We start from the raw sequence: 26,099 nt of genomic DNA, 5'->3' as shown, positions 1-26,099 counted from the left end.
AGTTCACCCCTGTGTCCGGACGTGGTACTCACTGCCCTGACGCAGGGTCGGATGCGCGACGCGGCGGTACTGGGCGTGCATGCACTGCCGCACGCCGGTTCTCCGTCCGCTGTCCCAGTATCTGAAGCACAGCCTTCAGGTCCTTCCGCGTTTCAGCCCATTCGAGGGGCACGCGCTGCCGAGTCCTTTCCTCCAGGGCCGCGCGGTGGGCGGCTACCGCCTCCTCCAGGCGTTCGGTGCCGGTCTCTCGCTCCCCGAGCCGCCGCAGCGCAACGCCCAGGTTGCTCTGCGTTCCAGCCCATTTGAGGGGCACTCGCTGCCGAGTCCTTTCCTCCAGGGCCGCGCGGAAGACGGCCACCGCCTCCTCCAGGCGTGCGGTGCCAGCCTCTCGCTCCCCAAGCCGCCGCAGCGCATTGCCCAGGTTGTTCTGCGTGCAAGCCCATTTGAGGGGCACGCGCTGCCGAGTCCTTTCCTCCAGGGCCGCGCGGTAGGCGGCCACCGCCTCCTTCAGGCGTGCGGTGCCAGTCTCTCGCTCCCCGAGCACCGCCAGTGCAGTGCCCAGGTTGTTCTGCGTTCCAGCCCAGTCGAGGGGCACGCGCTGCCGGGTCCTTTCCTCCAGGGCCGCGCGGTGGGCGGCTACCGCCTCCTCCAGGCGTGCGGTGCCAGCCTCACGCTCCCCAAGCCGCCGCAGCGCATTGCCCAGGTTGTTCTGCGTTCCAGCCCATTTGAGGGGCACGCGCTGCCGAGTCCTTTCCTCCAGGGCCGCGCGGTAGGCGGCCACCGCCTCCTCCAGGCGTGCGGTGCCAGTCTCTCGCTCCCCGAGCACCGCCAGTGCAGTGCCCAGGTTGTTCTGCGTTCCAGCCCAGTCGAGGGGCACGCGCTGCCGAGTCCTTTCCTCCAGGGCCGCGCGGTGGGCGGCTACCGCCTCCTCCAGGCGTGCGGTGCCAGTCTCTCGCTCCCCGAGCACCGCCAGCGCAGTGCCCAGGTTGTTCTGCGTTTCAGCCCAGTCGAGGGGCACGCGCTGCCGAGTCCTTTCCCCCAGGGCCGCGCGGTAGGCGGCCACCGCCTCCTCGAGTGGGGCATTCTCTCCCTTTTGCCTGCCCACCAAGGTCAGTGCGTCCGCGAGGAGGTATCTCGTCGAAGCGCGAGCAGCGACACTCCAACCCGGTCTCATGGCACCATCCTGGAGGAGCTTCCTGACCTTGTTGATGAAAGGCCCGAGTTGGTCAGCAATGTAATGCCCCCGCTGATCCTCAAACTCGGCATGCTGGGTCAGCGCCAGGAGCTGAAGGAGCTTGCCGAGGTCCTCCCAGAAGAGGGCGGGAAGCTCGAAGCTCTCGCTGCCAAGCTGGTATCGCCCCCACCCCCTGTCGCGCCTCACGTCTCTTGCTGTCGTCCAATAGAGCTTGGGCAGGCTCTTGCCATCATGGTGGAGGACTGTGCCCCAGAGCAGGATGTCGGCGCCTGTGGCCTGGAGGTATTTGCGTGCCTGCTCCTGACCGGCGCTCTCCTCTACCTCGGGAATGGTCCCTTCGAGAGTCAGCGCCCTGTCGAGCTTGATGATTTGAATGCCCTCGAACTCCTTGAGCGCCTCCGAGACAAGGCGTTCGTTCTCACCCCCGATGTCGTTTTCCAGATGAGTCATGGCGATGCTGAATCGCTGGGGGTCAGCCTTCGGGAGTGCTTTACGCGAGAGCAGCCGGACGAAGTCCGACACGACAGGCTGCTTCTGGACCTTCTCCCAGTTCCACCAGATGGAAGCGAGGAGGCCGAGGACGGAGAGTCCCAGCAGGCCCTTGAGCCCCAGCCGCTCATAGATCCTCTTCCGGACTTCCCCGTAGATGAGTGGAGTCTCTTCCTGCTTGAGGCGGCTGGCTTCCTGCGGCTCGGGGCTGGTCTCGTTTCCCTCAGCCATGGCAGCTTCCTCGGCGTCATGACGTCCGAACTCGAGCGTTCGGTGGCGATGGACGCGTCGTCTCTTCTTTCGGAGAACAGGAAGAGCAGATGTGATGTCCCGTTCCCGCAGGCCCCTCGGACCGAGGGAGGCTTGCCTGGCGTCCAGCACAAACCTCCGGCGATTCTCTGTCTGGCAGGCTGTGATTACGGGGGGGGGGAGTCACCCATGACGGAAGCGGGGACCCTCCGTCGTCTCGCCGAGCGTGAAGCGCAGCGTTTCCTCCAACGAGGGATGGAGGAAGGAGAACCCCTGGCGCATGGCCACCCGTGGAAGGACGCGCGCGCCACCCAGCAGCGTCGCATCTCCCATCTCCCCGAAGAGCGTGCGCACGGCGGCGCCGGGCAGCGGAACCACCGCGGGCCGCGACAGCACCCGCCCCAATGTCCGGGCGAACTCCTCCTGGCGCACCGGCGTGGGCGCCACCGCGTTCACCGCCCCGCGCAGCTCCGGCGTGAACAGGGCGAAGTTCACCAGCCCGAGCACGTCCTCCAGCGACACCCAGCTCATCCACTGCTGGCCCGAGCCGATGCGTCCTCCGGCTCCCGCCTGGAAGGCTGGCAGCATCTTCGCCAGCGCGCCCCCACCCGCCCCCAACACCACTCCCAGCCGCAAGTGCACCACCCGGATGCCCGCCGCCTCCGCTGGCGCCGTCGCCGCCTCCCACTCGCGCGTGACGTCGGCGAGGAAGCCAGTGCCCGGCACGCTGGACTCGGACAGCTCCTCGTCTCCGCGATCGCCGTAGAACCCCACCGCCGACGCGCTCACCAGCACGCGCGGGGGACGCGCCAGCCGCGCGAGCGACTCGCACAACACCCGCGTGCCCTCCACCCGGCTGCGGCGGATGAGCTCCTTGCGCTCGGGCGTCCACCGGGCCTCGGCGATGGGCGCTCCGGCCAGGTGCACCACCGCGTCCACGCCCTCCAGCGCCGCCACGTCCATCTCCCCGAGCCCAGGCGCGAAGGCGATGTCCCCCGCCTCCGGCTGGCCCCGCACCAGCCGCCTCACCCGGTGGCCCCCCGTCGTGAGGAAGGGCCTGAGCGCACTGCCCACCAGTCCCGACGCGCCACTGAGCGCCACCGTCAGCCGGGGCTCCGCCGCGAAGGCCGCGTGCCTCCGGATATCCGCGCGCGTCACCGCGTGGCGGTAGGCGAACATCCGCTCCAGCCGGTACCGCGCGTAGCCGCCCCCCGCCACCTTCCCGAGCACCCCCACCGGCAGCGCGTACTCCACCTCGTCCTCCAGCACCGCGCCGCCCCCCGCCTCGTTCCACATCCGGTGCGTGTGCACCCAGCGCGAGAAGGGCCCCGACTCCTGCACGTCCTGGAAGAGCGAGCCGGGCACATAGCGGGTGTGCCGCGCCGTCCAGGGCAGCGACACCGGCCCCACCTTCATGCGCAGTTGGATGCGCGTCCCTTCGTGGATGCCCTCGCCCTGCTGGGACACCACCTCGACGGGCTCCCAGGGAGGCGTCAGGCGCTGGAAGGCCCCCTCGCGCGCATGCCAGGCGAAGAGTTCCTCCGCGCTCCCCGGCACCTGACTGCGCGCCTCGAACACCTGCGACTTGCCCATCATCCCCTCCGGAGGCCAGATTGCGCCCAACAGGAATGCTTACCTCGGACCTCCTCATACGGGCAGTGGAATTGCTGAGGCGCGGCGGTGTCATCGCCTTGCCAACGGAAACCGTCTACGGCCTGGCCGCCAACGCCGAGGACGAGCTGGCCGTGCGCCGCGTCTTCGCCATCAAGGGCCGCCCCGCCACCCACCCGCTCATCGTCCACGTGGCCGAGGCCCAGGCGCTCTCCTCCTGGGCCCGCCACGTCCCCGAGGACGCCTGGCGCCTCGCCGAGGCCTTCTGGCCCGGCCCCCTCACCCTCGTGCTGCCCCGCTCCCCCCGCGCCACGGACGCGGTGACGGGCGGACAGGACACGGTGGCCCTGCGCGTCCCCCACCACCCCCTCGCCCGCGCGGTGCTGCAAGCCCTCGGCGGAGGCGTGGCCGCGCCGAGCGCCAACCGCTTCGGCCGGGTGAGCCCCACCACGGCGGAGCACGTGCGGGCGGATCTCGGCGCGGACGTGGACCTGGTGCTCGACGGCGGCCCGTGCACGGTGGGCGTGGAGTCCACCATCGTCGACCTCAGCCAGGGGGAGCCCGCGGTGCTGCGCCCCGGGGGCCTCGCGGTGGAGGAGATTTCGCGCGTCCTCGGGCGGCCAGTGCCGGTGCGCGTCTCGTCCACGGTGCGCGTCTCGGGCAGCCTCGCCTCGCACTACGCGCCCCGGGCAGGCGTCGTCCTCGCCGAGCCCTCGGAGGTCGCCGCGCGCGTGGAGGCCCTGCGCGCCCGGGGCCAGCGCGTGGCCGTGCTGGGCCCCCCGGGACTGGCGCTCGCCCCCGGAATCCCCCGCCATGACGTCCCGGAGGAGCCCTCCGCGGCGGCTCGCGTGCTGTACACGCGGCTGCGCGAGGCGGACGAGCAGGGCCATGACGTGCTGGTGGCCTGCCTGCCCCGGGCCGAGGGCCTCGGCCTCGCCGTGAGGGATCGCTTGAGCCGCGCCGCCGCGCCTCGGACTCCAGGCGAGTAGAACCCCTGCCCTGGCCGCCAATTTCTGGCTCCGGACCCACTGCCGTAGAGTGGGCGGGGCTCCACTCCCGGAGCCCCCCCTCGCCGCCCTCCCCCAGGAGCCAACCCCGTGAACCGGCGCCTCGTTGGCCTGCTCGCCGCCTTCTGCCTGATCTCCGCCTGCAAGAAGGACGATTCCGCGGGCCGGATCGAGCCCTTCCCCCGTCCTCGCGGCATGCCCGGCGCCCTGCCCCCGCCCGCCCAGGCGCCCGCGCAAGCGCCGGCCGCCCCGCCGCCAGCGCCGGTGGATCCCTCCAAGGTGCTGCTGCGCTGGAAGCTCGACGCGCCCACCGCCTACCAGCTCACCCTGTCCACCGCCCCTGGCGCCGCTGCCGAGCCCAAGCCTCCGGCCGCGAACAAGAAGAAGACCCGCGCCAGCAAGAAGAGCCGCAAGCGCGCCGCGCCCACCGCCTCCGAGGAGAACACCGCCGCCCCCGTCGCCCAGAACTCCACCTTCTTCCTGCTGCGCGGGAGCACGCCCACCGCGGGCGCCCTGCCCTTCGCCCTCATCCCGGAGGCTCCGGCGGGAGAGACGCAACAGGGAAAGATGAGCGAGCGCGGCTTCGTGCTGGAGGGGCTGTCCGGGGCGATGCGCAACCTGGCGGTGATGGTGCTGGAGCTGCCCGTGGACCCGGTGGGCCCGGGCTCCGCCTGGGTCCTGGCGACGGACCTGGTGGACATGAACGACCTGCCCGCGGGCTTCCGGCAGAAGAACACCCAGCACAAGAGCGAGGTGAGGCTCACCGCGCTCACGCCCCTGGCGGACGGCGAGCAGGTGGCGACGCTCGAATACGAGCTGTTCGAGAGCGTCACCGGTCAGCAGGGCCGGATCAAGGGCAAGCGGCGCGAGCACTCCCACGCGCACGAGAACGAGCCCCTGTCCGTGAAGAAGAACGCCCGCGGCAAGGCCGCCAAGGCCTCCTCCGAGCCCCCGCCGGAGCTGTCCGCCGAGGTGCGGGTGAGTGGCCGGGGGGAGTTCCTCGTGAAGGCGGGCCGGTGGCGCTCCTGGGAGGCCCGAATGACCACGCGCACCCACGGGCTCACCCTGCCCGGCATGCCGGCGGGCGAGCGCGTGCTGAGCCTCAAGCCGGTGGAGCCGGTACCGGCGGCGCTGCTGCAACGGCAGGCGACGAAGTAGCCGCCGCCGACTCGCGCACGAGCCGCACCACCGCGTCCACCCAGGCCGGGTGGGCGTTGAGCGAGGGCACGAGCGTGAGCGACTCCCCGCCGCTGGCGAGGAAGCGCTCCTTCTCGCGCACCCCCACCTCCTCCACGGTCTCCAGACAGTCGGCGACGAAGGCGGGGCACATCACCGCCAGCCGCTTGATGCCCCGCGCCGCCAGCTCCGGCAGCACCAGGTCCGTGTACGGGCTCACCCAGGGCGTGCGGCCCAGGCGGGACTGGAAGGACACGCTCCAGCCATCGGCGGGCAGTCCCAGGCGCGCGGCCAACCCTCGCGCCGTGGAGTAGCACTGGGCGCGGTAGCAGTGGCGGTTGGCGTCCGTGAGGGCGTCGCAGCACCCGGCCGAGGCGAGGCAGTGCTTGCCCGAGGGATCGCTCTTGCGCACGTGCCGCTCGGGCACGCCGTGGAAGCTGAAGAGGACGTACTCGGCCCGGGCGTTGGAGATGACGGGGCGGGCCACCTCGGCGAAGGCGTCCAGGAAGGCCGGGTGGCTGTGGAAGGCGGGCACGGCGCGCACGTTGGGCACGTCCCAGGCCTGGCCGAGCACCTCATAGGTGCGCGCCAGCGTGGAGCCCGAGGAGGATGGGGCCTCCTGGGGGTAGAGCGGCATCACGGTGAAGTCCGTCACGCCCCGCGCGCGCAGGCGCGCCACCGCGTCCGGCAGGGACGGGTTGCCATAGCGCATGCCCAGCTCCACGGCGTACTCGTCGGCGAGCCGTCCGGCCACGGCGGCCGCGAGGGCGCGCGAGTGCACCAAGAGGGGCGAGCCCTGCTCCATCCACACGGTGCGGTAGGCGTGCGCGCTCTTGGGCGAGCGGAAGGGCAGGATGATGAAGTTGAGCAGCAGCGAGCGGCCCACGGGGTGGATGTCCAGCACGCGGGGGTCGCTGAGGAACTCGCGCAGGTAGCGGCGCACGGCGCCCGTCTCGGGGGCGTCCGGCGTGCCCAGGTTGACCAGGAGGAGACCCTTGAGTGGCATGGCGCAAGCTCAGTGCAGCGAGTGGGGCTGGGTGAGGGCGAACTCACCGATGCGGGCCTCGAACTGGCGGCCATCCGGACGCACCAGGGTGTAGGCGCCCCGCATGGAGCCGAAGGGCGTGCGCAGCTGCGCCCAGCTCGTGTACTCGAAGCGATCGCCGGGCTCGAGCCGGGGCTGCTTGCCCACGACGCCCTCGCCCCGCACCTCCTCCACCTTGCCGCTGGCGTCGGTGATGACCCAGTGACGGCTGCGCAGTTGGGCCGGCTCCTGGCCGGTGTTGGTGATTTCCACCGTGTACATGAAGGCGTACTGGTGGGAGTCCGGGGAGCTGCGTTCCGGCCAATAGGAGGGCTTGACGGAGACGCGAATGCCTTCGGTGGTGACGGAGGACATGCCCACACCATTGGCTCGCCAGCCCCCCGGACGCAAGACAAACACGCGGAGGAGGCCTGGGAGGCCCCGCCGAGGACCCTGGCCCCCTCCTGGCTCACCCCTCGAGCTAGGCGTCCTCGCGCTCCGGCTCGACGGACGGGTGGGGCACCCCGTGGGTCTCCGCGGCCTTGGGCCAGATGAGCGAGGCCAGGATGGAGCCCAGCAGCACCCCGCCAATCACGCCCAGCGACAGTCCGATGGAGATGTGGATGTCGAAGAAGGTGATGACCATCTTCGTACCCACGAAGCCGAGGATGATGGCCAGACCCACCTTGAGCAGGTGGAACTTGTCCATGAGGCTGGCCACCACGAAGAAGAGCGAGCGCAGGCCGAGGATGGCGCACACGTTGGACGTGTAGACGATGAAGGCGTCCTGGCTGATGCCGAGCACCGCGGGGATGGAATCCAGGGCGAAGAGCAGGTCCGTCGTCTCCACCACCATCAGCACGAGGAACAGGGGCGTCACCTTGCGCCGGCCGTCCTCCAGGATGAAGAAGCGGTTGCCATGATCGTTTTCGCCTTCCGGCGGGCGCGCCACGGGCAAGAAGCGCCGGCCGAGGCGCATCACCAGCGACTGCTCCGGCTCCGCGGCGTCCTCGTCCTTGGAGAAGGCCATCTTCACCGCCGTGAAGATGAGGAAGGCGCCGAAGATGTAGAGCAGCCAGTGGAAGCGCTGCACGAGCGCGGTGCCCGTCACGATGAGGCCCGCGCGCATGATGAACGCCCCGAGGATGCCCCAGAAGAGCACCCGGTGCTGCACCACGAGCGGCACCTGGAAGAAGGCGAACACCATGAGGAAGACGAACAGGTTGTCGACCGACAACGCGTACTCGACCACGTACGCCGTCACCCACTGCAGCGACTGCTCGTGGTTCCAGTAGCCGGTGAGCCCCAGAATCCCGCAGAAGCCCAGGCTCAGGACGATCCACACCACCGTCCACAGGCCCGCCTCCTTGGGCGACACCACGTGCTCCTTGCGATGGAAGACGCCCAGGTCCAGGGCGAGCATGGCCAGCACGAAGAGGTTGAAGCCCACCCAGAGCGCGACGTTCGTATTCAAGCGGTTCCTTCCTGGATCCCACCAGGGATGGACCCCTCCCTATAATCAGGGGGAGGGGCGCCGTCGACCCCCTTGCCACGCGTCCCGCGAAAAGTAGCCCGTCTAATCGACGGCGGGACGGCGCAGGACCCGCAGCGAGCGGCCCGCCACCACCAGGGTTCCCCCCGCGGGGGTGTGGGGGTGGAGCGAGACGCGCGACTGGCTCGTGTCCACCACCTCTTCCCAGTCCGCGCCCCACTCGATGGCGGGCAGGTGGAAGGTGATGGGCTCGTGGTGGGCATTCATCAGCACCAGGAGGGTGTCCCCGACGATGCGCTGGCCCGCGTCATCCGGGGTGGCGATGGCGTCCCCGCCGAGCAGGAAGCACACCGAGCGCGCGAAGGGCTTCTCCCAGTCCTCCTTCTTCATCTCCTGGCCGTCCGGGCGGAACCACGCCAGATCCTTGAGCTCGCTGTCGAAGATGGTGGCGCCCCGGAAGAAGCGGCGCTTGGAGAGCACGGGCTGCTCGCGGCGCAGGCGGCTCATGCGCCGGGTGAAGTCCAGCAGCTTGCGCTGGGGCTCGGTGAGCCGCCACTCCACCCACGACAGGGGGTTGTCCTGACAGTAGGCGTTGTTGTTGCCCCGCTGGGTGCGGCCCATCTCGTCGCCAGCCACCAGCATGGGCACGCCCTGGGACAGGAAGAGCGTGGCGAGGAAGTTGCGCTTCTGCTGCTCGCGCAGCGCGTTGACGGCTGGATCCCTCGTCTCGCCCTCCACACCGCAGTTCCACGAGTGGTTGTCGTTGCCCCCGTCCCGGTTGTCCTCGAGGTTGGCCTCGTTGTGCTTCTGCTCGTAGGTGACCAGGTCGTGCAGGGTGAAGCCGTCGTGGGCGGTGATGAAGTTGATGCTCGCGGTGGGCTTGCGTCCGCCCAGCGCGAACAGGTCCGAGGAGCCCGTGAGCCGGCAGCCGATCTCCGCCGCCTGCCGCTCGTCCCCCCGCCAGTAGCGGCGGATGGTGTCGCGGTACTTGCCGTTCCACTCGCTCCAGATGACGGGGAAGTTGCCCACCTGGTAGCCGAAGTCACCCACGTCCCAGGGCTCGGCGATGAGCTTCACCCGGCTGAGCACCGGATCCTGGTGCACCATCTGGAAGAAGGCGGCGCGGGTGTCGTAGCCCGTCCGGTCCCGGCCGAGCGTGGTGGCCAGATCGAAGCGGAAGCCGTCCACGTGCATCTCCCGCACCCAGTAGCGCAGGCTGTCCATGATGAGCTTGAGCGCGTACGGGTGCGTGGCGTTCCACGAGTTCCCCGTGCCGGTGAAGTCCTGGTAGTAGCGCGGCTCCTTGTCGCTCAGCCGGTAGTAGGCGGAGTTGTCCAGGCCCTTGAAGGACAGGGTGGGCCCGAGGTGGTTGCCCTCGCCGGTGTGGTTGTAGACGACGTCGAGGATGACCTCGATGCCGGCGCGGTGGAGCGCCTTCACCATGGACTTGAACTCGGCCACCTGGCCGCCGCGCGAACCCGAGCCGCTGAAGCGCGCGTCCGGGGCGAAGTAGTTCAGGGTGCTGTAGCCCCAGTAGTTGGTGAAGCCCTTGTTGACGAGGAAGGGCTCGTCCACGTGGGCCTGCACGGGCAGGAGCTCCACCGCGGTGACGCCCAGTTGCAGCAGGTGATCGATCACCGCCGGGTGGGCGAGCCCCGCGTAGGTGCCGCGCTGGTGCTCGGGGACGGAGGGGTGCAACCGGGTGAGACCCTTGACGTGGGCCTCATAGAGGAGGGTGCGGTGCCAGGGCACCGCGGGGGGACGGTCCCCCTCCCAGTCGAAGTCGTCGGTGAGCACCACCGCCTTGGGCATCCCCGTGGCGCTGTCGCGGATGTCGAAGCCGAGGTCCTGCTCCGGATCCCCCTGCAGGTAGGAGTAGACCGGGGCGGAGAAGTCCACCTGCCCGTGCAGGGCACGGGCGTAGGGGTCCACCAGCAGCTTATGCGGGTTGAAGCGCAGGCCGCGCCGGGGCTCGTAGGGCCCGTGGGCACGCAGTCCGTAGAGCGTGCCCGTCTGCAGCTCGGGGATGAAGCCGTGCCAGACGTGCTGGTTGTGCTCCGGGAGCGAGTAGCGACCCAACTCGCGCGACGGATCGCGCGAGTCGAAGAGGCAGACCTCCATCTTCCGGGCATGTTCGCTGAACACCGCGAAGTTGACACCGTTGCCCTGATACGTCGCGCCCAGGGGGTAGGGCTTGCCCGGCAGCACTTCCGACCACTTCATCCATCACTCCTTCTCGAGCAGAACGAGCGGGAAGCCCACCAGCAGAGGTGACAGCGGAAGCACGGCCCCCTCTCCGTGCCGTCCCGGTCGGACCTGCTGCCCGGTGAAGACATCCCGGAACGTCATGCTCGCATAGGAGGCGGGGAGTTCCAGGGACGTTTCTTCATAGGCCGCCACCAACCCCCCGGATTCCAGGGCGGACAGGGTGTAACGCGGTGCGACGGCGATGACGACCGACGACCCGTGCTCGCGGGAGAAGGCCACCGCCGCGTCCGCGCGCGGGCCCGTCAGCGAGAGTGCCCGGTAGCCCCCCTTGCGGAAGAGCTCCGCCTGACGCTGGCGCAGGCGCAGGCCCTCGGTGAGGACGAAGAGCTTGATGCGGCCGTCCTCCATGTCCGCCACCAGGCGCGTGCACAGCTCGGCGCGGCCCTTCTCCGTCTCCTGCTCGAGCGAGCGCAGCATCCGCTCGCGCAGGGCGTAGTCCACCGGGCGACGGTTGTCCGGGTCCACGAGCGACAGGTCCCACAGCTCGCAGCCCTGGTAGGTGTCCACCACGCCGGGCGACATGAGCTTCATGAGGAGCTGTCCGAGCGCGTTGTGCTGGCCGGGCCGCTCGATGCGGCGCTTGAAGGCGAGCAGGTCCGCGAGGAAGGCGCGCCCCTTCTCCTCGTCCAGGCAAGCCTCCACGTAGCGCGACATGCCCTCCTCGTAGTCCTTGTCCGGGTTGGTCCACGAGGTGCGGACCTTGGCCTCCTTGATGGCCTTGAGCATGTAGTCGCGGATGCGGCCGCGGAACTCCTCCAGGGCCTTGCCGGAGAGCGAGCCGCCCATGGGCCAGGCCCCCACCACCGTCTGGTAGAAGAGGTACTCGTCATTGAGGGACGGGGCGGGACCCTCGGGCATCTCCGAGCGGTGGGTGCGCGTGAGGGAGGACCAGTGCTCCACGCGCTGGCGCCATTCCTCGGGCAGCTCGGAGAGCACGTTGAGGCGCGCGCGCACGTCCTCGCTGCGCTTGGTGTCGTGCGTGCTGGAGGTGAGCATGCTCGCCGGCCAGTGCACCGCGCGCTCATGGTTGCGCTCGTGGAAGATGGTGGCGCTGGTGCCGAAGTGCTCCGGCTCGCCGCCCACCTCGTTGAGCGAGACCATGCGCTGGTAGACGTAGAAGACGGTGTCCTCCAGGCCCTTGGCCATCACCGGACCCGTCACCTGCTGCACCTTCATGGCGAAGGCGAGCATCTCCGCGCGCTCGTGCTCGCCCAGGTGCTCGGGGTAGCGCCGCAGGAGCACGTCGCCGAGGAAGTCGAAGATGGTGACGTTGAGCGTGGCGTTGCGCGCCTTGGCGTGGCGCAGGGTGTCCTTGATGTAGCGCACGTCGCGCTCGTCCGGCTCCGGCCGCTCGTTGTCCACGTAGGTGCGGTAGACGGGGAAGAGCGCGATGAACTCGGTGAGCGCGCGCCGCAGGCTGTTGAGGGTGAAGTCGCGCGTGCGCCGGTTCATCTCGGAGATGCGGTTGAGCCGGTGGGCGAGCATGTTCAGCTCGCTGGACATGAAGTTGTGCATGATGAGGCGCTTCTTCTCGTAGACGAGCCCCTCGAAGTCGGGCGCCTCGCCGATGAAGCGGTGGTAGGTCTCCGTCATCGGCCCCTCGGCGTTGGGCTGCACGAAGATGCCGCCCACCGCGTTGGCGAAGCGGTAGCCCGTGGTGCCGTGCACCGCCCAGGACTCGGGGATGCGCTCGCGCCCGCCCTGGATCTTCTCCACCGCCACGTAGAGCGCCTTGCGCAGCGGCGAGTCCACGTTCGCCCCCGCCTCCGCCCGCCAGCGCTCGCGCAGCCGCCGCTCCACCTCGGGCCACTGCTCCGCCCGCGCCGCGTGCTCCGTGTCGAAGAACGCCCGCGCCCGCTCCAGGAAGAAGCGCTCCTGGAGGGCGAGGAAGTAGGCGGTGGGATCGTAGAGCCCGTCGGGGTGATCGATGCGCAGCCCCGTCACCTGCCCCTTGCGCAGCCACTCGAAGATGAGCTGGTGCGCCTCGGCGAACACCTCCGGATCCTCCACCCGCATGGCGGCCAGGCCGTTGATGTCGAAGAAGCGACGGTAGTTGATCTCCTCCCCCGCCACGCGCCACTGGGCCAGCCGGTAGCTGCCGCCCTCGAGGATGGCGTCCAGCTCATCGAAGGAGCGCGGGTCGCCGGGCTTGCCGTTGATGGCCTCCACGTTGGCGGCGATGTACGCGGCCACTTGGGGACTCGCGGCCACCAGGGCGGCGAGCCGCCGCTTGATGACCTCCTTCTCGCGATTGCGCTCGATGCTGCGCGCGCGGTCCGTCTCGGTGCGAGGGGGCAGGTGGTGGATGGCGGTGAGGATGGATTGCAGCTCGACGAGGTGCGCGTCCGCCGGGCCCAACCGGGCCTCCAGCGCCTCCAGGCCACGCGCCAGGATGCGCTCGTACTGCCGGGGGGCCACGGGAAAGAGCCGGTCGTAGTAGTGGAGGACGAAGGCCCCGTCGCCAAAGCCCAGCTTCAGCTCACCCTTCTCGAGCACCACCCCGTATTGGTCGCCCAGCACCGGCAGGAGCACCTTGCCCGCCAGCTCGTCCTTCACCGGGTGCCAGTCGACGTCGAAGAAGCGCGCGTATACGGACGAGGGGCCGTTCTCCAGCACGTCGAACCACAGGGGGTTGAAGGTCTCGATGCCCATGTGGTTGGGCACCACGTCCAGCACCTGCCCGAGCCCGTGCTCGCGCACCGTGTTGCAGAAGGCCTCGTGCTGCACGGGCGAGCCCACCTCGGGGTTGAGCTGTTTGTGGTCCACGCAGTCATAGCCGTGCGTGCTGCCCGGGCTCGCCTTGAGGTAGGGCGAACAATAGATGTCCGAGACGCCCAGGCGGGCCAGGTAGGGCACGATCCGCCGCGCGTCCTCGAAGGAGAAACCCTTGTGCAGTTGCACGCGGTAGGTGGACAGGGGCGTGCCCCGCGCGAGCAGGTCCGTCCGCACCCGCGTGTACACCGCCACCGCCAACGCATCGAGTCCCGTCTGGGAGGCGTCACCCCCCGACACCGTCGTTCCATCCAATCGCATGGCCCCAGTCGTAGGGCCGCCTGACGCATCTGGCCACCACGTCGAGCGATTTCCGCCCGCTATCCAACGCTCGCCTGGTGGCTTGCTCAACGCGAAGGGCCCGCCACCTCGCGGTGGCGGGCCCTCCGGGGAACTACCGGCCAGTGGAGCCGGTCGTCACGGCTCAGGACAGGTTCTTGTTCACCAGCGCCGTCAGCTCGAACATCGTGACGGACTTCTTGCCGCCGAAGATGGGCTTGAGCTTGTCGTCGGCGTTGATCTGCCGCTTGTTCTTCGGATCCTGGAGGTTGTTCTTCTTGATGTACTCCCAGATCTTGCTGACGACGGCGGTGCGAGGCAGGGCCTTGCTCCCGACGATCTCCGCCAGCGCGGGCGAAGGCGTCATCTCCTTCATGAACGCCGCGTTGGGCTTGCGCTTGCCCCCAGCAGCGGCCGTCTTCTTGGCGGCGGGAGCCTTCTTGGCGGCGGGAGCCTTCTTCGCAGCGGCGGTGGTGGTCTTCTTGGCGGCCATTCTGTTCGGATCTCCTTCCCCTGGTCGCAGTGTCCAGGGGCGTTGCACAGCGTGTTCACACCCTGAGCCAACGGGCTCGTAGCACGCCCGAGGCCGAAAATCAGCCCTCCGCTGCATTCTTCCCTCTGAGGGCCGAGGGAGAAAATAATGTTTCTCCCTCGGAAGGGAAGAGTGTTTTCTGCAATGACATCGACATGAGCCGGATCCTCGTCACTGGAGCGAATGGTTTTCTGGGCTCGGCGCTGGTGCGAGCACTCGTCGAGCGGGGTCACCGTGCAACATGTCTGTTGCGCCCGGGCAGCGACGTCTCGGGGCTGGCCGGGGTGGAGTACACCCGAGCGGAAGGAGACGTGATCCACGCTCCGGGACTGGTGCGCGCGGTGGAGGGCCAGGAGGTGGTCTTCCATCTGGCGGGCGTGCGCCGGGCGGCCACCCGGGAGGACTTCCTGCGGGTCAACGCCGAGGGGACCCGGCGGTTGTGCGAGGCCCTGGTGGCCGCGGGGAACCGGCCCCGGCTGGTGCTGGTGGGCTCGCTGGGGGCCTCGGGGCCGAGCAGCGCCGGGCGTCCCCGGGAGGAGGAGGATGTTCCCCACCCCACGGATGCCTATGGGGAGAGCAAGGCCGAGGCGGAGCGCATCGCCTTCTCCTACGCGGACCGGCTGCCGGTGACGGTGGTCCGGCCTCCGCGGATAGTCGGGCCCCGGGACCGGGAGAACCTGCTGCTCTTCCGGCTGGTCGCGCGGGGGCTGAGGCTGCGCCTGGGCGGGGGCGAGCGGCCCCTGACCCTGGTGGACGTGGAGGACGTGGTGGACCTGCTCCAGGTGGTGGCCGAGCGGGACGAGGCCCTCGGGCAGTCCTTCTTCGTGGGCCACCCCCACCCCTTCACCCTGGAGCGCATCCAGGACCTCGCCGCCGAGGCCCTGGGTGTCCGGCCCCGGACAGTGAACCTGCCGCCCCTCGTCCTGAGCACCCTGGCCACCGCGGCGGATGGGGTGGCGCGGCTGACGGGCCGTCCCCTGCCCCTCAACCGCAAGTTCGCGCGCCAGCTGCTCGCGCCCGCCTGGACGTGTTCGAGCGCCAAGGCGGAGCGGCTCCTGGGTTTTCGCGCCACGAGGGATCCGGCCGACACCATCCGCCGCAGTGCCCTCTGGTACAGGCAGCACGGCTGGCTGTGACGCGCCGCCCCGGGGAATGCGCCGCCTTCTCGCTTTCCAAGCAGCTTCGAGAGCCGCGTCCCAGGATGTGGGATAACCGAGGCTGTTTGACGGTCAGCACGAGGAGCCTCGCGGGGCTTCTGGGGTCCATTCGGCGAATTCCGGGAGGTGGAGCGCGGTTGACACACGCCTGACTCCGGTGTCAGGAAGCCCGCCTTGCCCATGCCCGCGAAAGCCGCCTTCTACGATGTCGACGGGACGTTGGTGAAAACCAACGTCGTCCACGTCTACGCCTACTATGCGATGAACCGGGGTTCCCTGCTGGGCATCGCCGGGAGGACGCTGGCCACGGCCGCCAGTGCCCCCCTGTTCGCCGCCATGGACGCGGTGAACCGTAAGAAGTTCAACGAGTTCTTCTACCGCTACTACGCCGGACTGTCCGAGGATCGGCTCATCTCCGTCGCCGAGGACATGTTCGAGGACGTGCTCAAGCCCGCCCTGTACGAGCAGACGCGCGACCTCATCGACCAGGCGCGCCGGGCCGGCTGCCGCATCGTGCTCGTCACGGGTGCCCTGGACTTCAGCATGCGGCCCCTCGTGCGCCACCTGGGCGCCGACGATCTCATCGCCAACAAGATGCAGTTCGTGGGGGGCAAGGCGACCGGAAAGGTCATCCCCCCCATCATCGAAGGGGCGAACAAGGCCAACGCCATCCGCTCCTATTGTGTCCGCGAGGGCCTGGCGCTCGACCAGTGCCACGGCTACTCCGACAGCGCCTCCGACTACGCCATGCTCGCCGTGGTGGGGCGGCCCACCGCCGTCAACCCGGACATGCGTCTGCGCTCCATCGCCCGGGCCTACAACTGGCCCATCCTGGACCTCAAGTAACGAAAGCCTCCGCTCCCATGCGCCCGCTCAAGACGCTCCAGAAGCTCTACGACGAGGAAAGTCAGGTCGTCATCACCGAGAAGGGCAGCCCTCCCCGGGCGCTCTTCAGCGGGGAGAACTTCCTGCTCGAGGACCTGCCCGTGGGCACCCGGGTCATCTTCCCCCGTCCGCCCCTGGCGGGCGTGCCCAACGTGAAGGCCGCCATCCGCTGGGCCATCAACCACCCCGAGGGCATGGAGCCCCTGCACGCGCTCCTGCGCCCGGGCATGCGGCTCACCTGCGTCATCGACGACATCTCGGTGCCGCTGCCGCCCATGGCCACGCCCGACGTGCGCCAGTCCATCCTCGAGGTGGTGCTGGAGCTGTGCGCGGACTCGGGCGTGGACGACATCCACCTCATCATCGCCAACGCCCTGCACCGCCGCATGACGGAGGGCGAGATGCGGCGCATGGTGGGCCAGAAGATCTTCGACGCCTACTACCCGGAGCGCTACTACAACCACGACGCCGAGGACCCGGACGGCATCACGGAGCTGGAGCGCAGCCCCTGCGGCTCGCACGTGGTGGCCGTCAACCGGCGCGTGGCCGAGAGCGACCTCACCGTCTACGTCAACGTGAACTTCGTGCCCATGAACGGCGGGCACAAGTCCATGGGCACGGGCCTGGCCAACTACGCGAGCCTGCGCGCGCACCACAACCCGCAGACCATCCGCGGCTCCGACAGCTACATGGAGCCCAAGAAGAGCGAGCTGTACCGGCGCAACGAGCGCATCGGCAAGGCGATCGACAAGCACCTCAAGGTCTTCCACATCGAGTCGGTGCTCAACAACCGCATGTTCGGTCCCGCCACCGACTTCCTCCACAAGCGCGAGGAGGACTACACCGAGGGCGACCGGCTGAAGTTCCACGCCATGCGCTACGCGCTGTCGAAGGTGCCGCGCGCCGCGGCCCGCACCATCCTCAACTCCGTGCCCGCCCCCTATGACGTGACGGGCGTGTTCGCCGGCGCCACCGAGCCCACGCACCAGAAGATCCTGGAGAAGAGCTGGCAGCAGTACGTGGTGCCGGTGCAGGGGCAGAGCGACATCGTCATCTTCCCCATCCCCTTCATCTCGCCCTACAGCGTCAACTCCATCCTCAACCCGCTGCTCGTGCAGGTGATGGGACTGGGCTACTTCTTCAACCTGAACCGCGGCGTGCCGCTGGTGAAGAAGGGCGGCGTCATCATCCTCACCCACCCGGCCTTCGACGAGTTCGATCCGGTGCAACACCCCAGCTACATCGAGTTCTTCAACCGCGTGCTGCCCGAGACGCGCGACGCGGTGGAGATCGAGAAGAAGTACGAGCGCGAGTTCGCCGAGAACCCCAGCTACGTGCACCTGTACCGCAAGGGCAACGCCTACCACGGCGTGCACCCGCTCTACATGTGGTACTGGGGCGAGAACGGTCGCCAGCACGCGGGCAAGGTCATCGTCGCGGGCGCGGAGAACAACCACGTCCCGGCGCTGCTCGGCTGGGACCGCACCGACACCCTCACCGAGGCCATCGAGGAGGCGCGCGGCTTCATGGGCCGCTCGGCCAGCATCAGCCTGCTGCGCATCGCCCCCACCGTCATGGTCGACGTGAAGTAAGCCTCCCCCGGGATGGGCCACACGATGAGTACCCCCGAGCTGAACGTCACCGAGGTCTTCACCGGCAAGCGCCTGCTGTTCTCGGGCTCCACCGGCTTCGTGGGCAAGGTCACCCTGTCCATGCTCCTGTCGCGCTATGGCGAGCAGCTCGACAAGCTCTACGTGCTCGTGCGCAAGGGCAGTGCCCCGTCCGCCGAGCGGCGCTTCTTCGACAAGGTGGCCACCAGCGAGCCCTTCCAGCCGCTGCGCGACGCGCACGGCGATGAGGGCGCGCTCGAGTTCCTGCGCCGCAAGGTGGAGGTGCTCGACGGTGACATCACCGATCCGCTCATGGGCCTGACGCCCGAGCAGGCCGACGCGCTCGTGGGCCAGGTGCACGCCATCATCAACTGCGCGGGCCTGGTGTCCTTCAACCCCTCGCTGGAGGTGGGCCTCAACGTCAACACCCACGGCGTGAAGAACACCGTGGAGCTGGCGCTCAAGTGGAAGGTGCCGCTGGTGCACATGTCCACCGCCTTCGTGGCGGGCAACCGCAACGGGCTCGTCTTCGAGGACGAGGACGTGGTGGGCTACTTCCCCCGCCAGGACGAGCTGGACGGCCGCGACTTCAGCCTGGAGCAGGAGCTCGCGGACGCGGACAAGGTCGTGGCCCGGCTGCGCGAGCAGGCGGACGACAAGACCCTCACGTCCCTCTTCCGCAAGAAGGCCCTGGAGCGGCTGGAGCAGGAGGGCCGCGACGCCACCGACGAGAAGACGCTGCGGCTGGCCGTGGGCCGCGAGCGCAAGCTGTGGCTGTCCGGCGAGCTGGTGCGCGCGGGCATGGACCGGGCGCGGCACTGGGGCTGGCCCAACACGTACACGTACACCAAGAGCCTGGGCGAGCAGGTCATGGCCAGCACCCCCGGCCTGCGCTACGCCATCGTCCGGCCCTCCATCGTCGAGTCCGCCCAGCACTTCCCCTTCCCCGGGTGGAACGAGGGCTTCACCACCTCGGCGCCGCTCGCCTTCGCCGGCATCAAGGGCCAGCGCAACATCCCCGCCGGGGACAAGGCCATCCTGGACATCATCCCGGTGGACCACGTGGCCGGCGCCACCATCGGCATCACCGCCCACTCCATGAAGGTGGAGGAGCGGCGCGTCTACCACCTGTCCAGTGGCGACGTGAATCCGTTCTACGCGAGCCGCTCCATCGAGCTCGTCGGCCTCTACCGCCGCCGCTACTACCGCAACAAGGAGACGGGCAGTGCGCTGATGAACGAGCTGCGCTCGCGCATCGAGCCCATGCCGGCCAGCCGCTTCGTCTTCGAGAACTTCAGCGCCCCCATGTTCGTCAAGGGCGCGCGCCTGCTGCGCCAGGCCATCGACGAGGTGAAGCCCGCCTGGGGAGCGCCCAAGGTGCAGGCCGTCATGGAGCGCGCGCGCGAGGCGCTCACCGAGGTGGAGGAACAGGGCGAGGGCCTCATGGGGCTCATCGACTTGTTCATGCCCTTCCTCTATGACAACCGCTACGTCTTCCGCTGCGACAACACGCGCTCGGTCTACGCGCACATGGCGCCGCATGACCGGGCCCGCATCCCCTGGGCCCCCGAGGCCATCGACTGGCGCGTCTACTTCCTCGACACCCACCTGCCCGGCCTGGAGAAGTGGGTGTTCCCGGGTCTCGAGGAGGAGACGAAGCGGCGCACCGTCATCCCCGCCCACCGCGACCTGCTGGAGATGCTCGAGGCGAGCGTCAACGCGTGGCGCCACCGCGTGGCCTTCCGCTTCGCGGCGAACGAGAAGGAAGAGCGCTTCACCTACGGCGAGGTCAACCGCTACGCCAACCGCGTGGGCAGCTTCCTCCTGAAGGAAGGCGTCAAGCGCAACGAGCGCGTGATGCTCCTGTCGGAGAACCGGCCCGAGTGGCCCATCTCCTACTTCGGGATTCTCCGCGCGGGTGGCACCGCGGTGCCCGTGGACTCGAGCCTCAACGAGTCCGAGGTGGTGAACATCGCCCGCCGCTCCGAGGCCCGGGTGCTGCTGCTGTCCGAGGAGACGGCCGCGGAGATGCCCAACCTCGCGGAGCTGCTCGCCCAGGCGGGCGTGTCCACGCGCGTGGTCAGCCTCGCCGAGGCGATGAGTGGAGACCCCCAGTACCCGGACAGCATCGGTCCGGTGCGCCGCACGGCCGCCGCGGACGACGTGGCCAGCCTCATCTTCACCTCGGGCACCACCGGCACCCCCAAGGGCGTGATGCTCACCCACCGCAACTTCGCCTCGCTCATCGCGAAGCTGGCGGGCGCGTTCGCCATCGGCGTCGGCGACGGGGTGCTCTCCGTGCTGCCCCTGCACCACACCTTCGAGTTCTCCGCCGGCTTCCTCACGCCCTTCTCGCGCGGCGCCGAGGTGACGTACATCGACGAGCTGACGTCGGACAAACTCGGCGAGGTGTTCGAGACGGGCCGCGTGTCGGCGATGATCGGCGTGCCCGCGCTCTGGCAGCTCCTGCACCGCAAGGTGACGCAGGAGATGGCCAGCCGCCCGCCCCTGGTGGAGCAGGCGATCAAGACGCTGATGGCCACCCACGGCGAGCTGCGCAACCGCAGCAGCCTCAACCTGGGCAAGCTGCTCTTCTGGCCCGTGCACCGCAAGTTCGGCGGGAAGATCAAGTTCCTCGTGTCCGGCGGCTCGGCGCTGCCGGATGACGTGCACAAGGCCTTCCACCAGCTCGGCTTCAACATCATCGAGGGCTATGGCCTCACCGAGGCCGCCCCCGTGCTCACGGTGTCCGAGACGAACGTCAACAAGCGCCTGCCGGGCACGGTGGGCAAGGCGCTGCCGGGCATCGAGCTGCGCATCCTCGAGCCGGACAACGAGGGCATCGGCGAGGTGATCGCCCGCGGCCCGAGCGTCATGGCCGGCTACTTCGGCGACAAGGAGTCCACCGACGCCGTCCTCAAGGAAGGCTGGCTCTACACCGGAGACCTGGGCCGCATCGACGCCGAGGGCCGGCTGTACCTGGTGGGTCGCAAGAAGGACGTCATCATCGACGCCAACGGGAAGAACGTGTACCCGGACGAACTCGAGGAGGTGTACGGCGACCACGCGCACATCAAGGAGCTGTCCATCGTGGGGCTCCCGGACGAGGCCGGCGGGGAGAAGGTCGCCTGCCTGTGCGTGCCGGACTACCTCGAGCGGCCGCGCGAGGAGGTGCGGCGCGAGCTGGAGGAGCACTTCCGCAAGAAGGGCCACGAGATGCCCTTCTACCGCCGGGTGAAGGTGCTGCGCTTCACGGACATGGAGCTGCCGCGCACGTCCTCGCGCAAGGTCAAGCGCAAGCAGGTGGTGGAGGAGTTCAAGAAGCTGGATCGGCTCGTCGCCTCCGGAGACAAGGCGCGCGAGCGCGTGCAGCACGCGGGCACCGGCGGCGTGGCCGACTGGCTCTACCCGCTGCTCGCCGAGGTGGTGAACCGGCCCCTCGCCGACATCCGCCCCGAGGCCCACCTGAGTGGGGACCTGGGTGTGGACTCGCTCATGCTCACCGAGCTGTCCGTGGCCCTGGAGCAGGCGGGGGTGCCCCTGCCCTCCGCGAATGATCTCACGCACGTGCAGACGGTGGAGGATCTGCGCAAGCTCGTGCTCGCCAGCGGCCGCAAGCCGAGCGCGGAGACGCGCGCGAAGGACATCTCCCGCGAGACCGCCAAGAGCGAGGAGGTGGAGATCCCCGTGCCCGAGCCCCTCGTCACCCTGGGCCGGCAGGTGGTGCGGCTCGGCCAGCAGGCCATCTTCGGCGGCCTGTTCGACGTGAAGGTGACGGGCAAGCCCTTCATCCCCCAGAACCGCAACTTCCTCGTCATCGCCAACCACACGAGCCACCTGGACATGGGGCTCGTCAAGCTGGTGCTCGGCGAGCAGGGCCAGCGGCTCACCACCATCGCCGCGCGCGACTACTTCTTCGACACGCCCCTCAAGCGCGCGTACTTCGAGAACTTCACGGACCTCATCCCCATGGACCGGCACGGCTCGCTGCGCGAGTCACTGCGCATGGCCGGCAGCGCCCTGCAGCAGGGCTACAACCTGCTCATCTTCCCCGAGGGCACGCGCTCGGTGACGGGCGAGCTGCTCGAGTTCAAGCCCACGCTCGGCTACCTGTCACTCACCTACAACGTGGACGTGCTGCCCATCTACCTCAAGGGCGCCTACGAGGCCCTGCCCAAGGGGAGGATCCTCCCCAAGTCGCGCGAGCTGGAGGGCCACATCGGCCCCGTGCTCACGCACGAGATGCTGCGCGCCAAGACGCACGGCATGTCGCGCTCGGAGAGCTACCGCTACGCCACCCGCCTCGCCGAGGACGCCATCCGGGCGCTCGCCGCGGGCCGGGTGCTCAGCTTCGACGACTCGGCGACGGTGGAGGACCAGCGCCGCGCCCTGTCCACGGGAAGGAGTGAATCGTGAAGCTGCTCGTCACCGGAGGCACGGGCTTCCTGGGCTCGCACCTGGTGCCCCGGCTGGTGGCCGCCGGCCACGAGGTGCGCGTCATCGGCCGCTCCCGTCCCAAGGGCCCGGGCTTCGAGGGCGTGGAGTTCATCCCCGGGGACTTGAAGGACCGGGAGGCCGTGCGACGGGCGCTCGAGGGCGTGCAGGTGCTCTACCACCTGGCGGGGCTCGTCTCCTTCCAGGACAAGGACGCGCGGCGCATGTACGAGCTGCACGTGGACAGCACGCGCGCGCTCCTCCACGACGTGCGCGAGGCGGGCGTCGGGCGCGTCATCCTCGCCTCCACCTCGGGCACCATCGCCGTCTCCAAGGACGAGCGCGTGCGCACCGAGGAGGACGACTACCCCATCGAGGTGGTGGGCCGCTGGCCCTACTACCTGTCGAAAATCTACGAGGAGAAGCTCACGCTGGAGTTCTGCCGCCAGCACGCCATCCCCCTCGTGGTGCTCAACCCCAGCCTCCTCATGGGGCCGGGGGATGACCGGCTGTCGTCCACGTGGACGGTGATGAAGTTCCTCCAGGGGGAGATTCCCGCCATGCCCGGCGGCGGCATCTCCTTCGTGGACGTGCGCGACCTGGCGGACGCCTTCGTCCAGGCCCTCACCCGCGGCGAGGTGTACGGGCGCCACCTCATGGGCGTGAACCTGTCCATGTGGGACTTCTTCCAGCGCCTCGAGCGTCTCACCGGCGTGCCCGCCCCCCGGCTCAAGCTGCCCCCGCGGGTGAACGTGCTGGGCGCCAGGCTGCTCGAGCAGGTGGCGAAGTGGCGCGGGACGAAGCCCACCCTGGATCCCCAGGAGGTGGACATCGGCGAGCACTGGTTCTGGCTGGACAGCGCCAAGGCCGAGCGCGAGCTGGGCTTCCACGCCCGCGACGTCCACGAGACGCTCCACGACACCGTGAAGTACCTCTATACGCGCATGGCCCCGGGCCACCTGCCCGGCACCAAGGGCCGGCTGGCCGAGCGGCGCGAGGGGACCTGAGTCCTTTTCACCCCACCCTCCCCGCTTCCAGGGGGAGGGAGCCCGGGGTGGCTAGAAGACCACGCGGTTGCGGCCCGCCTTCTTCGCCTTGTAGAGGTTGGCGTCGGCGACCTTGATGAACTGGAGCGGATCCACCATGTCGGGCGTCATGTCGGCCACGCCCAGGGACACGGTGACGGGAATCTCCTGGTTCTCGAAGACGAACTGCTTCTCCTCGACGGTGCGGCGGATCTTCTCCGCGAAGATGCGGGCCTTCTCGCCGCCGTCCTCGGGGATGACGACCGCGAACTCCTCGCCGCCGTAGCGCGCGAAGCACTGCTCCTTGCGCACCAGCCGCTTGAGGGTCTGCGACAGCTCGCGCAGCACGTAGTCGCCCGCCAGGTGCCCGTGGACATCGTTGATTTTCTTGAAGAAATCGATGTCGAAGAGCATCAGCGTCAGGGGGCGCCCGTAGCGGTGGCACCGGCCCATCTCGCGCTCCAGGTACTCCAGGAAGTAGCGCTTGTTGTTGATGCCGGTGAGGCCGTCCTGGATGGTGAGCGTGTAGATGGTCTCGTGGTACTGCAGCTCCACGTTGTCACCGGTGAGGAACTTGAAGATGGAGCCCCCCACCTTGATGAGATCCCCGCTGCGCAGCGGGGTCTCCTGCGTCACCTCCTGGTCGTTGAGGTAGGTGCCGTTGGTGGAGCCCAGGTCCTGCACGAACATCCGCCCCTGCATGCGGATGATGCGCGCATGCCGACGCGAGACGTTGTCGAGGTCCACCACGATGTGGTTGCCCTCCTCACGTCCAATGGTGAATTCGTGCTCCAGGAGCGTGTACTTCTTGCCCAGCTCCGGCCCGTGAATCTGCACGATGCAGCATTCCTCATCGACCGTGCTCGCCAGATCCTTGATCGCGGAGATCTTGGTTACTCGGGTTTCGTCGCCAGCCATCGCCTGGAAGACATAGCACGGCTGCCCCGTGGGAAGCCACGAGCGCCGGCCAGGGGGGGCACAGTTTCGCTACTCAACGATGCCCCCAGAGCGGACTTGCGGGGTGTTGCCTGCCAGGTAACTTGGCCCGCTCTATGGCGAAATTGCTCGCAATGATCCTCGCGGGGGGCGCCGGAACCCGGCTCGAACCCCTGACCCGTGAACGGGCCAAGCCGGCCGTTCCCTTTGGCGGTCGCTACCGCATCATCGACTTCGTGCTCTCCAACTTCGCCAACTCCGGCATCTACCGGATGAAGGTGCTCACCCAGTACAAGAGCGACTCGCTCAACAAGCACCTGTCGCGCGCCTGGCGGATGTCGGCGTTCCTGGACCACTACGTGGAGACGGTGCCCGCACAGATGCGTACCGGCATGGACTGGTACAAGGGCAGCGCGGACGCCATCTACCAGAACCTCAACATCATCACCGACGAGGAGCCGGACCACATCTTCGTCTTCGGCGCGGACCACATCTACCGGATGGACTGCCGGCAGATGCTCGACTTCCACGTCGAGCGCAAGGCGGCCTGCACGGTGGCGGCCATCCCCGTGCCGCTGCACGAGGGGCGGGAGTTCGGCATCATCGACGTGGGGCCGGACGGGCGCATGCGCGGCTTCGTGGAGAAGCCCAAGAACCCGCCGCCCATGCCGGGCAACGACAAGTACTGCCTGGCGTCCATGGGCAACTACCTCTTCACCACCCAGTCGCTGGTGCAGGAGGTGGTGCGCGACGCGGCCATCGAGTCGAGCGCCCACGACTTCGGCAAGTCCATCATCAGCGAGCTGTACAAGCGCGAGCCGGTGTACGTGTACGACTTCGCCACCAACGTCATCGCCGGCCAGGAGCAGAAGGAGCGCGGCTACTGGCGGGACGTGGGCAACATCGACACGTACTACCAGTCCAACATGGACCTGGTGGAGGTGGACCCGGTGTTCAACCTCTACAACGACCGGTGGCCCATCTACACCCAGCCCAACAACTTCCCGCCGGCCAAGTTCGTCTTCGCCGACCACGAGCACAAGCGCGTGGGCCACGCCATGGACTCGCTGGTGAGCGAGGGGTGCATCATCTCCGGCGGCCACGTGAAGCGCTCGGTGCTCTCCCCCAAGGTGCGCGTCAACTCGTTCTCCGAGATCGAGGACTCGCTGCTCTTCGAGAACGTCACCATCGGGCGGCGCTGCCGCATCCGGCGCGCCATCATCGACAAGAACGTGGAGATCCCCCAGGAGACCACCATCGGCTATGACATCGAGGAGGATCGGCGCCGCTTCCACGTCACCTCCGGCGGCGTGGTCGTCATCCCCAAGGGAATGAAGGTCGCCTGAGTCCCGCGGTGACTACCCGGCCCGCCTCCCACGCCTCGTGGGGGCGGGCCGTCGTGCGTCCGGCGTCTAGCCGCGGAAGGCGGACTTCACTTCCGGCTTGTTGATCACCACCAGCGCCCAGATGCCCACCGGGATGCCGAGGCAGCAGCACGGCCCGAAGCACGGGATGATGGCGATGATGGCGGCGGCCATGGACAGGCCGAAGTTCTCCAGGTTCTTCATCTTCAGGGCGCCGAAGAACGTCAGTCCACTGAGCAGCAGGGTGATGACGTTGGAGAAGCCCCCGATGCCCTGCGCCGTCTCGATGATGGAGCGGTACCGCGCGATGTTCGGGTCGTCGAACATCTCGGGGGGAATCCGATTCAGCCCCAGGACGGACTGGGCCAGACCGATCAACGCCATCAGCACGCCCAGTCCGGCCGTCACCATCAACAGGATGGCCGGCGCGTTCACCTGCTCCCGGGCCGTGGCGCTCGAGCCCGGGCCCGGCGCGCCCGGCTGATTCTCAGGAAATGGATCCATGTGCGTTCCCCTCGTGTGAGTGCATGAAGCGGTCGCGAGCCCCACGGGTCCCGCGCCGCCCGATTCCACCCGGAGGCCGGGGAGAGCGCC

At 68.8% G+C, this 26,099-nt stretch carries 18 protein-coding genes; 8 read left to right on the top strand and 10 right to left on the bottom strand.

Annotation, left to right across the window (positions count from 1 at the left end; all coding sequences use genetic code 11):
- Positions 1-28: 28 nt before the first annotated feature.
- Positions 29-1,915 carry a tetratricopeptide repeat protein gene (locus tag D187_RS53930; RefSeq protein ID WP_020918091.1) on the bottom strand — a complete coding sequence of 629 codons (1,887 nt, stop codon included), beginning with the start codon at positions 1,913-1,915 and terminating at the stop codon, positions 29-31.
- Between the two features lie 201 nt (positions 1,916-2,116).
- On the bottom strand, positions 2,117-3,526 hold the full coding sequence (locus tag D187_RS17095; protein ID WP_002629067.1) for a TIGR01777 family oxidoreductase: 1,410 nt from the start codon (positions 3,524-3,526) through the stop codon (positions 2,117-2,119).
- Between the two features lie 35 nt (positions 3,527-3,561).
- Between D187_RS17095 and D187_RS17090 the strand changes: the two genes are divergently transcribed.
- Both D187_RS17090 and D187_RS17085 read left to right on the top strand, forming a co-directional pair.
- Complete coding sequence (locus tag D187_RS17090; protein ID WP_043430224.1) at positions 3,562-4,533, top strand: L-threonylcarbamoyladenylate synthase; 972 nt, start codon at positions 3,562-3,564, stop codon at positions 4,531-4,533.
- Between the two features lie 108 nt (positions 4,534-4,641).
- Positions 4,642-5,709: a hypothetical protein gene (locus tag D187_RS17085; protein WP_002629069.1), complete on the top strand. Its 1,068-nt coding sequence runs from the start codon at positions 4,642-4,644 to the stop codon at positions 5,707-5,709.
- On the opposite strand, the gene hemH is transcribed toward D187_RS17085, so the two are convergent.
- The 6 genes from hemH to D187_RS17055 all read right to left on the bottom strand — a co-directional run bounded on the left by hemH (position 5,654) and on the right by D187_RS17055 (position 14,055).
- Positions 5,654-6,733 (bottom strand): ferrochelatase, encoded by a 1,080-nt coding sequence (gene hemH, locus D187_RS17080; RefSeq protein ID WP_043430222.1) that lies wholly within the window; start codon positions 6,731-6,733, stop codon positions 5,654-5,656. The two genes, D187_RS17085 and hemH, sit on opposite strands and share 56 nt — an antisense overlap.
- Before the next feature lie 9 nt (positions 6,734-6,742).
- On the bottom strand, positions 6,743-7,126 hold the full coding sequence (gene apaG, locus D187_RS17075; RefSeq protein WP_002629072.1) for a Co2+/Mg2+ efflux facilitator ApaG/CorD: 384 nt from the start codon (positions 7,124-7,126) through the stop codon (positions 6,743-6,745).
- A gap of 106 nt (positions 7,127-7,232) precedes the next feature.
- A complete protein-coding gene (locus D187_RS17070) occupies positions 7,233-8,225 on the bottom strand; it encodes a TerC family protein (protein WP_002629073.1) in 993 nt (330 codons plus the stop codon).
- A 102-nt stretch (positions 8,226-8,327) separates the two neighbouring features.
- Positions 8,328-10,466, bottom strand: coding sequence for a glycogen debranching protein GlgX (gene glgX / locus D187_RS17065; protein ID WP_002629074.1), 2,139 nt, complete (start codon positions 10,464-10,466; stop codon positions 8,328-8,330).
- 3 nt (positions 10,467-10,469) lie between these two features.
- Complete coding sequence (gene treY / locus D187_RS17060) at positions 10,470-13,544, bottom strand: malto-oligosyltrehalose synthase (protein WP_002629075.1); 3,075 nt, start codon at positions 13,542-13,544, stop codon at positions 10,470-10,472.
- Between the two features lie 163 nt (positions 13,545-13,707).
- A complete protein-coding gene (locus D187_RS17055) occupies positions 13,708-14,055 on the bottom strand; it encodes an SWIB/MDM2 domain-containing protein (RefSeq protein WP_002629076.1) in 348 nt (115 codons plus the stop codon).
- Positions 14,056-14,249: 194 nt separating this feature from the next.
- Between D187_RS17055 and D187_RS17050 the strand changes: the two genes are divergently transcribed.
- The 5 genes from D187_RS17050 (at position 14,250) to D187_RS17030 (ending at position 23,187) form a co-directional block, all read left to right on the top strand.
- A complete protein-coding gene (locus D187_RS17050) occupies positions 14,250-15,230 on the top strand; it encodes an NAD-dependent epimerase/dehydratase family protein (protein ID WP_002629077.1) in 981 nt (326 codons plus the stop codon).
- A 201-nt stretch (positions 15,231-15,431) separates the two neighbouring features.
- Positions 15,432-16,097, top strand: coding sequence for an HAD family hydrolase (locus tag D187_RS17045; RefSeq protein WP_002629078.1), 666 nt, complete (start codon positions 15,432-15,434; stop codon positions 16,095-16,097).
- A 17-nt stretch (positions 16,098-16,114) separates the two neighbouring features.
- A complete protein-coding gene (gene larAH, locus D187_RS17040; protein WP_002629079.1) occupies positions 16,115-17,728 on the top strand; it encodes an NPN-dependent hydroxyacid isomerase, LarAH14/15/16 family in 1,614 nt (537 codons plus the stop codon).
- A gap of 24 nt (positions 17,729-17,752) precedes the next feature.
- Positions 17,753-22,162 (top strand): AMP-binding protein, encoded by a 4,410-nt coding sequence (locus tag D187_RS17035; protein WP_002629080.1) that lies wholly within the window; start codon positions 17,753-17,755, stop codon positions 22,160-22,162.
- Positions 22,159-23,187: an NAD-dependent epimerase/dehydratase family protein gene (locus D187_RS17030; protein ID WP_002629081.1), complete on the top strand. Its 1,029-nt coding sequence runs from the start codon at positions 22,159-22,161 to the stop codon at positions 23,185-23,187. Before D187_RS17035 ends, D187_RS17030 begins: the two co-directional genes overlap by 4 nt.
- 51 nt (positions 23,188-23,238) lie before the next feature.
- Here the strand turns inward: D187_RS17030 and D187_RS17025 are convergent, their stop codons facing one another.
- Complete coding sequence (locus D187_RS17025; RefSeq protein WP_002629082.1) at positions 23,239-24,123, bottom strand: GGDEF domain-containing protein; 885 nt, start codon at positions 24,121-24,123, stop codon at positions 23,239-23,241.
- Between the two features lie 134 nt (positions 24,124-24,257).
- Between D187_RS17025 and glgC the strand changes: the two genes are divergently transcribed.
- Positions 24,258-25,487, top strand: a complete 1,230-nt coding sequence (glgC, locus tag D187_RS17020) for a glucose-1-phosphate adenylyltransferase (protein ID WP_043430220.1) — start codon at positions 24,258-24,260, stop codon at positions 25,485-25,487.
- A gap of 66 nt (positions 25,488-25,553) precedes the next feature.
- Here glgC and D187_RS17015 read toward each other — a convergent pair whose 3' ends face one another.
- Positions 25,554-26,009: a hypothetical protein gene (locus D187_RS17015; protein WP_002629084.1), complete on the bottom strand. Its 456-nt coding sequence runs from the start codon at positions 26,007-26,009 to the stop codon at positions 25,554-25,556.
- Between the last annotated feature and the right edge of the window lie 90 nt (positions 26,010-26,099).

Origin of the sequence: Cystobacter fuscus DSM 2262 (assembly GCF_000335475.2) — a bacterium.
GTDB classification, from domain to species: domain Bacteria; phylum Myxococcota; class Myxococcia; order Myxococcales; family Myxococcaceae; genus Cystobacter; species Cystobacter fuscus.
This window is presented reverse-complemented; position numbering and strand designations above follow the sequence as displayed.